Below are 13,399 nucleotides of genomic sequence, written 5' to 3'. Positions count from 1 at the left end.
GCTGCATTCGGTCTTTCTGTTCTCCGAGTCGCATCGCCTGCGATCCATCCGCGAAAACCCGTCGTCGCAGGCACGATCAGCGAATACCACCCCGCCGCTTATCCGCAGCTCAGTGCGCGTAACTCAATATTCGAGCGGTACATGGTTGGACGATCCGTCTTGCACCGGCCGAGAGTGCGCTGCGGCAAAACGGCGGGTGATGGAGTCACAGTTATCCTCCCTGGTCTGCCCTGTTGTCGGTAGGCCGGGTTGAGTCGGGAGCAGGCGCAGGACGCCGCCGCCGATCGCTGCGGCCTGGCCGGCCTGCCTGTTGATCTCGAATCCGCCACCACGGCGGGCAGTCCTGCTTCCCCGGCCGCTTCAAGCCGTAGGGGTGCCGAGGTCCACGACCTCGCTGGTCGTGCATACGACGTGGACAGGACGCTTGTGGGCGTATGCGGCAAGGGCCAGCGACAGCCTCGGCTCGCCGCTGGGCTCGGACAGGTACGTGCGGGCGTAGTCGATGAAGTCGCCGTCGACGCGGGCCCGGCCCTCCAGCAGCATCAGGTTGTCCGGGCCGTAGCGTTCTTCCAGCGCTCGCGCGGCGCACCGTCCCGGCTTTTCCACGAGTTCCACCATCAGGGTGCCGCCGGCACAGCGCTCGGTGGCGATCACGCCGCGGTCCTGGGCCAGTTCGGGCTGGTATGGGCGCGCAAGGACGACTGCACCGGCCGTAGGTTGCCGCAGCGCGGCCAGCGGGTTGAACGCCGGGTACAGATTGTCACCGAACGCCACCCACAGCTCGCCAGTGCTGAATGCCCGCCGACCGGCGAAGTGGTCGGCGCCGTTGAGGACGGACGTGAGGTCGCCGTAACTACCGCGTTGCGGCACCCACTCAAGAATCAGCTCATGGGACAGGGGGTCACCGCGCATAGCGCGGCCGGCAGACCGCAGGTAGCGATCGTGCCCATCGAGGCTCAGGGCCTGGCTGGCCCAGGCGACGAACGGCTCGTAGTAGGGGTGGTAGACGATGACGACGTGGGCAGGGCCGAGGTCGGCGATTTCCTTCAGGATGTGGACGATGCCGGGCCGGCCGTCCACCGGCTGCCACTCCTTAGGCAGGTACCGGGCCCATCCGTGGACTCTCGTGCCCAGCCCTCCAGCGGCGATCACCACCTGTGACCGCCCATTCCCCACCCCGGCCGCAGCTTGCCGGGGTACGGTGCCCGGGTGAAGGTACGTGTCACGGGCGTCGTGATCGAGGACGGCCAGATTCTGCTCCTGGACCAGGACACCGGCACCGGCCGCTCCTGGTCGTTGCCCGGCGGGAAGGTCGAGCCGGGCGAGCCCATCGGCGACGCCCTGGTGCGGGAGATGCGCGAGGAGACCGGCATCGACGTGGAGGTCGGCCGGCTCCTGTACGTGTGTGACCACCTGCCCGGTGGCGGTACCCACGTCGTGCACTTGACGTTCGAGGTCACCCGGGTCGGCGGCAGCGTGGGCGCGGTCGCCGAGGGCGCCGACACTACACCGATCCGCGGCGTCCGGTTCGTGGCACTGGCCGACCTGCCGGCGATCGGCTTCTCTCCGCGGTTCGTCGAGCTGGCTCAGGCTGGATGGCCCGGTGCCGGTTCCTACATGGGCGCCAAGTCCAACATCGGCCTGTGACTGTGTGAACGCCGCCACCAGGCGACCGTCGAGCACGCTCAAGGGCAGGCTGCGCTCGGCCAGCCCGCTCATCCATTCGCCCAGCAGCCTGGCCACCAGGTCGACCGGCATCGGGCGGTCCGGATCATCGGCGATGAGGCGGATGCCGACGCCGCGGGAGCTGCCCGCAAGGTGGCGGTGCCGCGGCCGGATAACCTCCTCCCACGTCGACGGGGTGTTCCATGCGGCTCCGGTCAGCCACCTGCCCATGGGCCCGTCGGCCGGGTCGGGTCCGTCGAGGCACCACACTTGCACGTTGCCGAGCAGGTGGTGGATGGCGCCGGCTGGTACGTCGTCTTGAACGACCGTCACGGTGTCGCCCACGGCGTAGTCGGTGTTGGTGGCCTGTGCGCCGGCCATCAGGTCAGCCATCTCGGCCAACTGCGGCAGGCGGGCGCCGTGGCGGGCCGCGAACGCGGCGGCGCCGATCCATGTCACCCAGTACGCCGGATGGTTTTCGAAACCGGGGCTGACCGTCCACCGGCCGCTGACGGGGTCGCGGTGCAGGCGGCCTCCGCGCTCGTGCGGCATCTCGCAGCACAGCAGGTAGGCGCCGCCGGAGGTGTTGTGCAGGCCGTGGTCGGCGAGCTCGTTGAGGAGCGCGGCGAACTCGCTGTTCGATACCAGCAGGTTGCGCCAGTACAGACCGCAACGAGCAACGTATGTGGTCGGAGTGTTGGACGGGCTGATGCCGGGGCAGGGTGTGGGCGGGCGGCGGGCAGGCGGTGGGGCGAGCGTGTACAGGCTTTCTCCCGTCAGCCACCGTGTGGCCAGCGCCGTGACCGGTGCGCGGAAGACGCGCCCGGCCGCGAGGAGTGTCTGGTCTGCGGTCTCGCCCACCAGTTCGGCGGATCGGCTGTCGAGGTGGGCGAGGAGGCTGGTCTTCGCCGTGGTGGTGGCGAAGGTGTTGTCGCTGACAGGGTGGCAGCTGCCCGGTGGCGTCGTGCTCGGGCGTGGTACGCCGTCCAGCTCGGGCACGATGTGAGCCAGCCGGGCCCAGGACGCAGGTGGGTCGAGGACTGCCTGCTCGTAGGAGATCACGGCGAGTGGCCGGCCGTCGCGGCGGCGGTCGAGGGCAGCGGCCAGATAGAGCGTGTTCAGTACGTGCAGGCGCGTGAGGGCCACCGCCTCGGGTGGATCGTCGTCAGGCACGAGGTGGGCCAGGCCGGTGCCCGACGCCGTGGCGGCGATCTGCCGGTAGCGGTCTGGGTAGCGCCAGCGCGTGAACAGATCGCCGCGCCGAAAGGAGCTGGCGACGCCGAGCGGGCTGCGAGTGAGCACCACGGCAGGCGCGTCGGGGAATAGCGTCAGGACGTGCTCAACCGCAGCGAACAGATTGGTCTCCTTGATCACCTGGCGGGTGGGGGTGTACTTGGTGACGGCGAACGCTGTCAGCCAGTGTCGCGCGTAGGGCGTGAGCATCTGGTCAGGGTTGCCCAGCCCGACCGGGTGCGTGTTGAGCGCCGACAGCGGGTGATCTGGTCCGAGCTGTTGTCGGAGCGGCTCGTTATGCTGGCTCATGAGGGGGCGCAGGCTGTCGGACAGCCAGTTCGAGCCGACCCGTTCCATGCAGCCGAGCATCAGTAGCGGCGGCAGCGGCGGCGGTGAGCCGCCGGCTTCGCTGTCGCGGCGTCTGTTCTGCAGGCGGGCGCTGATCTCGCGCAGGATGCCTGCGCCGGTTATCACGCTCATCGCCTCGCCTCGCCTGCTTGTGCAGCGTGCAGCGCGTTGTCGGGGGGCAGGCGCGGGACCTGCTGGGTGTTGGCGATCTGGCCGCCGAGCAGCCGCAACAGCGGGCCAATCGCCTCGCCGGGCTCTACCTGTGCCCGGCAGGTGAACACGTCGATGTGCGCCAGGCCGCTCTCAGGCCACGTGGAGACGGTGATGTGGGACTCGGAGAGCACCAGCACGCACGTGTGCCCGAACGGTTCGAACGGGTCGATGAGAGAGGTGCGGGGTGTGCAGCCGAGCCGGTGCGCGGTCTGCCGCATCGCGTCGATCAGCTCGTCGCCGGACAACTGATCGAGTCCGGGGCAGCCGGTGATGTCATAGACGACATGAGTCATGGTCATGGGGCGCTCGTTTCAGGCGATGCGGGAAGCCTGCCCGGTCTGCTCGAAGGGGACGGGCAAGCCCGTTTCCAGCAGCGCGCGCAGGTAGTCGACGGTGTAGGAGCGGTGCAGCCGCCGGGGTTCGGCGGCCCACCGGGTGACCTCGGTCCACACCACGTCGAAGACGTCCTCGCCGTGGGTGTCGAGGAGCACGTTCAGGTCGAGGAACTGTGCCGGCAGGTCGGCGTAGGCTCCGCGCGCTACGTACAGGCTCTTGGACAGTTTTCCGCCGGTGCGGTCCACGATGAGCGGTGTGAAGATCGAAACCGGCCAGGCGGGTGGTGGGACGCCGAGCGCGGCCAGGCCGGGCGCCAGGACGTGCGCGTGCCAGGCGCCGCCCCAGTCGGCACCATCCACCGACACCGAGCACGCCTCGTACATGTCACGTTCGGCGGCCAGGAGGTAGCCCTTCTGGATGGAGCGGACCGGCGTGTTGGCGTCGTACCAGCCCCCGCCGTCGATGTGCACGGTCTCGCTGTAGGGGCCGTGGAGCGGGCAGGTGCTGTCGAGGCGGACCGCCCCCGACAGGGCGGTGATCTGCAGGCCTTTCGCGGACTTGCGCATCAGCCTGCAGGTGGGGCAGCGGGGCCGGATCCGCACGATCCCGTCTGCGGGGGCGACGATCGGCCGGAAGTCCTCCAGACGGGAGGCGATGTGGTGCAGGCACTCGCGCACAGGTCGCAGCCCCTGGTAGGCGTCGTAGGGGCGGACCTCGTAGCTGATGCCGGATCGGTCCGCGGCCCAGGCCAGCAGCCGCTCGAATGCGGCGGTGCGTTCGCCGGCGTCGAGGCGGCCGGCGTCGATGAGGTCGCCGACGTTGCGGGTGTAGTCCTCATCGTCGAGGGTGATGTGCTCCGCCGGGGCGTTCTCCAACGCATCGAAGATCACTATGGCGGGGAGGTTGAGGACCTGCGAAGCGTGGGCGGCGACGGCGAACACTGTCAGCATCGTGACGACGGTGCCGAAGTGGGGGACGCCGTTGAGCTGGGCGGCGGTGGTGATGCGCAGCTGCGAGCGGCCTGCGGCGGCCGAGCGCAGCAGGTCGGCGTTGTCTGCGGTCAGGTGCGCGATGCCGACGGGGGCGAAGATCAGGCTGTCGCTGGGGTGCTGGCGTGTCATGATGCCCTCCCTGCGTAGATCCAGACGGCGGTAAAGTCCGGGTCGCCGCTGATGGGGACCCTGGTGAGCAGATGCGGGATGATCCCGCTGGCGGTGCAGGCCCGCTGGTAGAGACCGGCGGTGAGGCGGACGCGGCCCGGAGCGGGGTCGGCGGCGACCCAGTTGGCGCCCGCGCACCAGCCGCCCGGCGCGACCGCTCGGTGCAGGTGCTCCCACGCCGTCGTGAACGCCGCCGGGGTGGAGGTCAGGCCGAGCAGCCCGACCTGAGTGAGCAGGTCCGCGCTGCCGTCGGCGACCGGAAGCGGCCCGGTCAGGCAGTCGGCGCGCACGGTGGCGGCCAGCGACCGGCAGCGTACGGCGAAGTCCCGCTGGCTGCGGCCGCACAGGTCGAGGACGGTCTGATAGGCGGGGCGGGGCCGGCCGGTGTCGGCGTAGGCGCGCAGCAGCGCCAGCCGGTCGGCGTCGATGTCGACGGCGACGAGCCGTTCGGCGCGAAGCGGTATCGACCACAGCAGCGACTCCGACCCCGCGCCGGCGTCCAGCCACGTCCGAACCGGTGGCAGAGCTTTCAGGGTGTCGAGGAGCTCTTCCAGGCCCTGGCCCGGCACGAACGCCTGGTTGTAGTAGCGGTCCCAATACTGGCCGGCTTCTGCGACGGTCGAGTTCACCGCCCCTCCACGGCGGGGCGCATCAGCAGCTCGGTGAGGTGGTCGTCGTCGCCGGCCAGCTCATGTACGACCTCGAGGCGCGCGGCGGTCAGCAGCTCGCGCAGCCCGTCCGCGCCCAGAAGCCGGATGCACACCTGGTGGTCGTATCGCACACTTCCGGTAGCGGCGAGGGTGAGGTCGATGCTGACCAGGTCGCCATGGTGGCGCTGGCGACGCATCCGCACGAGCTCTTCTCCGTGCAGGCCGCGCATGCGCCGGTCGATCGTCCACTGCCCGTTCGGCAGCCCCGGATCGTAGAAGCCGCAGCCGCCCACCTCGTCGACCAGCTGGGCCAGGAGCAGCCCGCCGGGCGCCAGCACCCGGCTCATCCCGGCCAGCACGCCTTCACACCCGCAGTCGGCGGCCAGCTGGTTGAGCGCACCGTTCGGGATCACCACCAGCCCGACCGGCCCCGTCTGGGCCTGCTGCACGTTCTGGATGGGGGAGCACACGGTGTGCAGGTGCTGCCCGCGCACCGCAGGCCGGGCAGCGGCCAGCATGGCCGGGTTGGAGTCGACAAGGACCGTGTGCGCGCCCGCGGCGGCGTAGGTACGCAGGAAGTGGCCTGTGCCGGACGGCATCTCAGCCACCGTCGTCCCCGGGTGCAGGAGCCCGTCCAGCAGGCGCGGCGGCGCTAGCGACGCAATCTCCGCCGCGTAGGTGGCGGCCCGTTCCTCATAACCGCTCTCGGCCGGCCGCCGACCGGCCCTAACGGCGGGGGCGGTGCTGGTGGCAGTCATGGCTGCATCCCGTAGAAGCGGGCGTGCTGGAGGAGCACCGGGTGCGTCAGCTGCCCGGCTCGGGAGATCTGCGCGGCCTGGACGACCGGATCCTCCTCCCCCAGGAGCGCAACACGGGCGAGCCTCACCAGGTATGGGGCAGCGTTGCTGGTGTAGGCGGCCGTCGCCGTCGCCGGCACCAGCGCCGGCCACATGTCGACCTTGATGTGGAGGATGCCTCCCGCCAAGCGTGGTTCATCGCCAGCCTGCTGGACCGGCCCCGCGGTAGGCAGGTAGCCGGGCCCGTAGCCGCAGGTGGCGTCGACGATGACCGCGCCGGGCCGCATCAGCCCCAAATCCGCGTCAGTGATCATGGGAGAGGTGTCGTAGGTGGAGACCAGGACCGCGCCCACCAGCAGGTCGGCGTCCTTCAACTGCTCCAGAAGCACGTCACGGCAGTTGACCAGCACCCGGACCCCGGCCGGGGCCCTCCGCTCGTAGCCGGCGCGTGAGGCTTCGCATCTGGGTAGCACAACGACCTGCGCGCCGAGCGCGGCGGCGGTGCGAGCAGCGGCAGCACCCACGTTGCCGCTGCCGATAACAACGACGCGGGCCGCCTCGGCGCCGTCCACGCCGCCGAGCAAGACGCCGCGCCCGGCCGGGTGCTGCAGCGCCTGGGCGCCGGCCAGCACCGCCTGGATACCGGCGATCTGCCCGCCGGCCTTGCCGAGCGGGAAGCGGCCGCCCTCGGCCATGAACTCGTAGCTCCACGCGGTCACCTTGCGCGCCTGCAGAGCGGCCAGCAGGTCGGCGTCACCCTCGGCGTGGAAGAGCGCGCCGATGTGCTGCCCCGGACTGAGGCGAGCCAGATCGGCAGGGTCGGGCGACTTGTAACGCAGCACCAGCGGCGCCGACCACACCCGGTCGGCTCCGACCAGTCGGACTCCAGCCGAGGTGTAGGCGTCATCGGTGATGCCGACGCCCGCTCCGATACCGGGCTCGGCGATGAGACCGAATCCGGCGCGCGCCAGGTCGGCGGCGAGCGCGGGCGTGCATATGGTGCGACGTTCAGGTCCCGTTTCACGCGGGAACCCGATCGTCAGATCAGGGGAACGATGCTCCACGCGACCTCCCAGGTGATGGTGGTGTTGCTTGCACCATCGCCCGGAGCATGGCGGCCGACCAGCGCACCGGTTGGTGGCCGCTTGTCTGCCACTTGTCGGCCAGCTGTCGACGCGGAGCGCGTCGTCCCAGTTCAGGCGGGACGCAGGAGGGTGAGCAGCGCGTGATGGTAGGCGGCTTGGACCGGCGGGATCGAGTCGAGCCGGACACGTTCGTCGGTGGCGTGCAGCCCGATGTAGTCGACGCCGAACCCGGCAGTAGCCTCGATCCCGAGGCCTGCCAGGTAGTTGCCGATGTTCGACGGGCCGGCCACTTTCGCTTCGGTGGCCAGCCCGGCGGCCGAGGCCGCCTCCAGCAGCGCGGCCTTCAGCGGCGACGCGTCGCTCAGCCGATACGGCGGCCAGCGGGTGGTGATCTCCACGTGGGACGGCTGAGTGCCCGACCACCCGGCGTCCACCCGGGTCACGCAGCCGCGCAGCAGATCCTCTGCGGCGCTGTCGTCCAGGGACGGGGTGAGCCGGATATCCACACTGAGTGTGCACAGGTCCGGCGTGACCGAATAGCCCTCACCACCGCGGATCGCAGTCACCGTCAGCTTCGCAGCCGGCGGGAATCCTTCCCCGTCTCCAGCGGGCAGGGGGACCTGGCCCAGCGCGCTGACCAGTTCGGCGGCCTTGGCGATGGCAGACGGAGTGGTTCTGCTGCCACCGGAATGGCTTGCCACCCCATGCACGTGCACGCGGGCGCGCAGTACCCCCCGCCCGCCGATCACCAGGTGGTCGATGCCCGGGTAACCGATCATGACGCCGTCTACACGGTCGGGCGCGGCGGGTCCCTCGAAGTAGGTTTTCGCGCCGCCGAATCGGCCGGTGTGCTCGTCCACGTCCAGCAGCAGCACCGCACTGCCATGCAGATCGTGTCGTGCCTGCTGGAGCCTGGCCAGAACATGCGCGAAGATCGCCGCACCCGCTTTGGAGTCGGCGCTGCCTCGCCCATGCAACCACCCACCGATGATCTCGCCGGAGGCCGGCGGGTACGACCACGCCGCCTCGTCACCGTACGGCGCGGTGTCCAAGCACGCGTCCAGCACGTAGCGGGGGCCAGGGTGGGCGCCCGCAACCTCGCATATCAACGCAACCGTCGCCCCGGACCCGGTCAGCCGGCGCGGGTGCAGGCCGTGCCCGGCCAGCCACGCCGCGGTGTAGTCCAGCACCGGATCGTAGGAGTCAACGCCACCGCGGCTGGGGATGCGCACCAGCTCGCGGGTCAGCTTCACCACCGCCTGATGATCGGCGTGGGCGCCGTGAAGCGCGATCGTGTGCATGGTGGCGTTCATGGGCAGTCCTCTCGCATTCGCAGCACCGGCAGGCCGCTCACCTGCTGGCGTGTCTCGACCCGGCGCGAAGCCGCGTACGCCTGCCGACCGTGGTCCAACAGCCGTCGTGCCTCGGCCGCGCCCAGCTCCACGCCGGAGTCGAACGCCTCATGCGAGGTCAGGCTGGGGATAGGCACGACCGCCTGGCGCTCGCTGGCCACGAAAAACCGCTCGGGCGCCATCGGGTCCTCCACCACCCCCAGATGCAGCCGTTTGACCCCCAGACTACGGTCTTCGGGATCACGCAGCTCCAGCAGCCGCAGCAGATGCGCGGTGAGCACCTGGTGATGTGGCGGCCCGTACAGCACCCGGTAGTAGATCAGCGCCGGGTGCTGCTCCAACGCCGTCTCGATCGCTCGCAGATAGTCCACATCCCGCGACCTGGAGCCCATCACCACCAGGCACTCGCGCGCCCCTGCGACGGTAGCTAGCATTGCCCGCTGCAGGTCGCGGTAGCCGGCCAGCAGCCGCGGCGCCGCCCGCTGGCCCAGCCCGGCGTCCTGGTGAGCGAACAGCGTCTCGGGCGGCAGCCGGTAGATCTCGCACAGGGTCTTGCGGTGGCCGATACTCGTGGTGTGGCGGCCCAGCTCCCAGCTGCTCACCATGCTCGGTGTCACTCCCGAGTGGCCGCCTGGGCTGCGCCGGTCCATCTGTTCGACGACGTCTTCCAGCGTCCAGTTGCGCGCCAGGCGCGCCCGGCGCAGCGGCGACGGCTCTGCCTGTGCTTCCGTACGGCGGGCCATCGGCCCTTCACCTCCTGGCCGCGGTGCGGCAGCTTACGGATGGTGCACGGTCATCTGCCGGATCGGCTCCCCGCCTGCGATCTTCTCGCAGATGCGCAACATGTCCAGGTTTCCCGGGTTGCGCAGACGTAGATAGCCCTGCGGCGGGTGCCACGAGCCGAGATGTTCGCGCAGCTCCTCCGCCGACAGGCCCTCGAACTCGCGCACCCGCAGGATCGGAATCGCGTACGCCTGCTCCAAGTCCTGGATGTACTCCAGGACGCTGGCCCCGTTGCCGGGCCGCACTCGCTCGGCGATCGCGGCGATCTCCTGCGGGCTGCCCACGATTGCCGGTCCCAGGTCGATGACTGCCATCAGCCGGGAGACGGGCGCGTTCAGGTACACCCACCACCTCGCCGGCTGGTCACGCAGGAACCTGCGCCGGAATTCGTGCGTCTTGAGCCCCTGCCACATCAGCTCGTAATACTCGGCGTACAGGGTCATCACGATCGGGTCCGGCTCGGCGGACGGGCCGCTGAACAAGGCGTCCTGCACCTTCTCCTCCACGAGTTGGCCAGCGGGTGAGAGACCCATCGTGCCCTCACCGTCCGCGTCTTTCAGGCGGATCAGCCAAACAGCACGGGTACTCGGTACCGGGGTGTGGACGAAGACGCCTAGGAACTACCGCAGACGTGGCTGTAACCGCGCGAGTACGGCAGCTGACCCGGCTCGGTCCCGCTACATCGCGTGAGATGGGATCTCGGCGGTGCCCATCCGGTCTTACGGGTGGGCACTGTTCTATCTGGAACTTTCAGCCCACATGGAGCGGTTCGGGGCGGTCGGCCGTAGTGGCGATCAAATGGTTGTGGAGGAACGCGCTGATGGCCTCGTACGCGGTCAGTTCGTTGGCGCGGTTGGTGAAGCCGTGTCCTTCGTCGGGGTAGATGTCGTAGCGCACTTCGACGCCGCGTTCGCGCAGCCGGGCGACGATCTGGTCGGATTCGGCTTGGGGGACGCGTGGGTCATGGGCTCCCTGCAGGACGAACAGGGGAGCGTTGATGCCGTCGGCGTGGGTGACGGGACTGCGTGCCAGGAGGTGTTCGGCGCGCGTGTCAGGGTCGCCGAGGACTGTGGCGACAAAGGTCTTCCAGGTGGGGGGCGACGCCTTCGCCAAGGTGAGCAGGTTACTCGGACCGCACAGGGAGACGCCCGCAGCCCAGGGGTAGGGGAGACGGGCCAGGCAGGACAGAGCAGCGAAACCACCGTAGGAAGCGCCCATGACGGCGAGGCGGTTCGGGTCGGTCCAGTCGAGGGTGCGGAGGTACTTGACGGCGTGGTCCAGGTCGTCGAGGTCGATGCCGCCCCAGTCGCAGTAGATGAGCTTTTGGTGGGCGGTGCCGTAGCCGGTGGATCCGGCGAAGTTGGGGGCCAGGATGGCGATGCCCTGATGGAGAAGATGCTGATAGAGACCAGAGCGGGCGTAGAGCGGGCGTTCCTGGGATTCCGGACCGCCGTGGATGGACAGCAGGACCGGGTGAGGGCCGGGGCCGTTCGGGCGATAGAGCAGAGCGTGGACGTCGCGTCCGTCGCGAGCCGGGTAGGTGATCAGCTCGGGGGCGACGGGGTCGATGACGTGCAGTGCCGGAGGGCGGGTGTCGGTGAGGTAGCGGAACTCGTGGCGGGCCAGGTCCAGGACCGCTATTTCCGCCGGCCTCGCCGCGGAGTTGATCAGGACGACCGCGAAGGAGGCGTCAGGCGCCAGGGACAGCGCGGAGATGACGCCGGGCGGGATGCCGGGCAGCGAGATGGGGCTGCCGTCGCGGTCGGCGTGCAGGCGGGAGCTGCCGCCCTCGTTGACTGACCAGATGCGGACTCCCGCGGCGGCGTCGAGGACCTCGACGTCCCAACTCGGGCGCGCGATCGCCTGCAGGGAGCTGGCTGCGAGGTCGTAGAAGGCGGCGGCGGTGAACTCGCTCCAATGGTCGGTGAGCAGGTGGAAGCCGCTGGAGTCCGCCGCCCAGACTCCGGGCTCGAAGAGACCCTCGCCCAGGGGGGATGTCATGCAGATCGGCGTGGCGTCCGGGCCGCTCAGGTCGGTGAGATAGATGGCTATGTCGGTGTTGGAACGGAACCCGGTCGCCAGCAGCCAGCGGCCGTTGGGGGAGAGGCTGACGGCCTCGAACGCGACCCCTTGCGGGGGCGTGAAGCGGCGGAGTTCGCTGCTCCCTAGATCGTGGACGATGAGGTCCTGAGCGGCGGGGTCGCGGTTATTGGCGGTGTAGGCCAGGAAGCGGCCGGTTGGGTCGAATGGCGACGTGGCCAGGACACGCTGACAGTCCGGACCGGAGCTGATCTCGGTAAGGTCGCTGCCATCCAGAGCGACGAGGTAGATGCGGAACTGCTCGTCCCCGTTCTCGTCGGCCGTGAAGACCAGCCGGCCGCCGGAGGGGGTCCAGGCGATCTGGCGGACTGTCCGGTCGTCGAAGCCCGCCACGCGGCGCGGTTCGCCGCCGGTGACGGGAACGACCCACAGGTCGTAGTGTCCGGAGGCGTGGCTGGAGTAGGCGACCAGTTGGCCGTCCGGGGACAGCGCAAGGGTCGGCTGGAAGCGTTGCTGGGGAACGAAGTCCAGGTATTCGGGCATGTGACAGGGCCTCTCGGGTTCAGTTGATCCAGCCGCGGCGCGCTGCTGCGGCTCCGGCGGCGAAGCGGGTCTCCACGTCCAGCGCATCGCGGATGGCGGTCCAGTGTCTGCGCATGGTGTTGACGCTGATGTCCATCCGCCGGGCAATCGCCTCGTCGGATAGTCCTTGATTGAGCAACTGCAGCACCTGCGACTGCGCAGGGGTGAGTGGCCCGACGGCTTCCGTGCTTCCGAACGGGATCGCCTTCTCCCAGAGCAGTTCGAAGTACTCGCGCAGCGCACCGACGATGACGGGCGAGCGTACGAGCAGAGCCCCGCCCATCCCTGTGGGCGTCAGCGGAAGGAGCGCGACGGCCTCGTCTGCGAGCTTCATCTTCATCCCGATGCGAGGCAGCAGCCGCGCCTGTTCTCCGGCTTCCACTGCAGCCTCGATCGTCTTCGCACCGATCGGGTGCTCTGCGCAGCGGGTCTCGTAGATCGCCCGGCATTGAACCTGGCCCTCGAAGACTGGTAGCGGTACGTACCCGGTGGAGTCCTCGACGGGCGCCTCCAGGACGTAGTTGTCCAACGTGAGCCAGTCGTGCCGCGCGGCGTTGATGAGTGCGTAGGACAGGCGGCTGATCTCGTCCCGATCGGTGACGATCTGTACGAGCCGGTCCATCGCAGAGTTCGAGGACGCCGCGGCCGGCGTCTGGTGGAACTCCCTCAGTCGCTTGTGTCCAGCCAGCAACCGCTCCTGATCGCTGACGAGACGGCGTGAAAGGTCCGTCAAGACACCCTGGAGTGCGAGTTCTGGGGGAGCGGGCACGAGACGCGGCGGCATCAAGGGGCCATCCGGCCGGCGATGCGCCATCCCGCGGGCCGTAAGTTCCGCGACCTGCTCACTGCTTCCAAGCAGGGACGCGGCGTCGTCCTCAGGGCAGCCGCCCTCCGTGAGCAGCATGGAGTACGACACGAAGATCTCTTCTGGGACGACGCCCTCCAATAGGCGCTGCGCTTTGACCTGATCCTGTCCGTCCATCGTCACCTCCGATCAGAGAGTAGTGGGCCGAACGCGCATTGTGATGGCCTCTCTTGCCGTGTCGGGCGATGAGTGGTTTGTCGACGATCACGGAATTGCGCAGCGGTGAGGCGGTTGCAATCACGTAATTGAGCATGCCGATCACGTAATTGACCCTGTTCAGGGCGTGCGTG

11 protein-coding genes and 1 pseudogene are annotated in these 13,399 nt (G+C 69.3%); 1 reads left to right on the top strand and 11 read right to left on the bottom strand.

Annotated elements, in window-relative coordinates:
- Positions 1–1,209: 1,209 nt before the first annotated feature.
- Positions 1,210–1,647, top strand: coding sequence for an NUDIX hydrolase (locus AB0M95_RS06470; RefSeq protein WP_363760806.1), 438 nt, complete (start codon positions 1,210–1,212; stop codon positions 1,645–1,647).
- A gap of 354 nt (positions 1,648–2,001) precedes the next feature.
- On the opposite strand, the pseudogene AB0M95_RS06465 reads toward AB0M95_RS06470, so the two are convergent.
- The 11 genes and pseudogenes from AB0M95_RS06465 to AB0M95_RS06415 form a co-directional block, all read right to left on the bottom strand.
- A pseudogene (locus AB0M95_RS06465) lies at positions 2,002–3,108 on the bottom strand (SUMF1/EgtB/PvdO family nonheme iron enzyme); the annotation flags it as partial.
- Between the two features lie 266 nt (positions 3,109–3,374).
- Positions 3,375–3,758, bottom strand: coding sequence for an S-adenosylmethionine decarboxylase (locus AB0M95_RS06460; RefSeq protein WP_363760368.1), 384 nt, complete (start codon positions 3,756–3,758; stop codon positions 3,375–3,377).
- A gap of 12 nt (positions 3,759–3,770) precedes the next feature.
- Complete coding sequence (locus AB0M95_RS06455; RefSeq protein WP_363760365.1) at positions 3,771–4,916, bottom strand: hypothetical protein; 1,146 nt, start codon at positions 4,914–4,916, stop codon at positions 3,771–3,773.
- Entirely contained in the window at positions 4,913–5,584 is a 672-nt protein-coding gene (locus AB0M95_RS06450; protein WP_363760362.1) for a class I SAM-dependent methyltransferase, read from the bottom strand. The genes AB0M95_RS06455 and AB0M95_RS06450 overlap by 4 nt, the downstream gene beginning before the upstream one ends.
- Positions 5,581–6,363, bottom strand: a complete 783-nt coding sequence (locus AB0M95_RS06445) for a methyltransferase domain-containing protein (RefSeq protein ID WP_363760359.1) — start codon at positions 6,361–6,363, stop codon at positions 5,581–5,583. Before AB0M95_RS06445 ends, AB0M95_RS06450 begins: the two co-directional genes overlap by 4 nt.
- Positions 6,360–7,466 carry an NAD(P)-dependent oxidoreductase gene (locus tag AB0M95_RS06440; RefSeq protein WP_363760356.1) on the bottom strand — a complete coding sequence of 369 codons (1,107 nt, stop codon included), beginning with the start codon at positions 7,464–7,466 and terminating at the stop codon, positions 6,360–6,362. Before AB0M95_RS06440 ends, AB0M95_RS06445 begins: the two co-directional genes overlap by 4 nt.
- Before the next feature lie 131 nt (positions 7,467–7,597).
- Positions 7,598–8,800, bottom strand: coding sequence for a M20/M25/M40 family metallo-hydrolase (locus tag AB0M95_RS06435; protein WP_363760353.1), 1,203 nt, complete (start codon positions 8,798–8,800; stop codon positions 7,598–7,600).
- Complete coding sequence (locus AB0M95_RS06430) at positions 8,797–9,582, bottom strand: helix-turn-helix transcriptional regulator (protein WP_363760350.1); 786 nt, start codon at positions 9,580–9,582, stop codon at positions 8,797–8,799. Before AB0M95_RS06430 ends, AB0M95_RS06435 begins: the two co-directional genes overlap by 4 nt.
- Positions 9,583–9,615: 33 nt before the next feature.
- Complete coding sequence (locus AB0M95_RS06425) at positions 9,616–10,155, bottom strand: hypothetical protein (RefSeq protein WP_363760347.1); 540 nt, start codon at positions 10,153–10,155, stop codon at positions 9,616–9,618.
- 217 nt (positions 10,156–10,372) lie between these two features.
- Positions 10,373–12,205 carry a S9 family peptidase gene (locus AB0M95_RS06420; protein ID WP_363760344.1) on the bottom strand — a complete coding sequence of 611 codons (1,833 nt, stop codon included), beginning with the start codon at positions 12,203–12,205 and terminating at the stop codon, positions 10,373–10,375.
- A gap of 19 nt (positions 12,206–12,224) precedes the next feature.
- Positions 12,225–13,226, bottom strand: coding sequence for a LuxR C-terminal-related transcriptional regulator (locus AB0M95_RS06415; RefSeq protein ID WP_363760341.1), 1,002 nt, complete (start codon positions 13,224–13,226; stop codon positions 12,225–12,227).
- Positions 13,227–13,399: the final 173 nt, after the last annotated feature.

This window comes from Sphaerisporangium sp. NPDC051017 (assembly GCF_040683095.1).
GTDB lineage: Bacteria > Actinomycetota > Actinomycetes > Streptosporangiales > Streptosporangiaceae > Sphaerisporangium.
The sequence above is the reverse complement of the archived record's forward strand: the minus strand, read 5'-3'. Positions and strand labels throughout refer to the sequence as shown.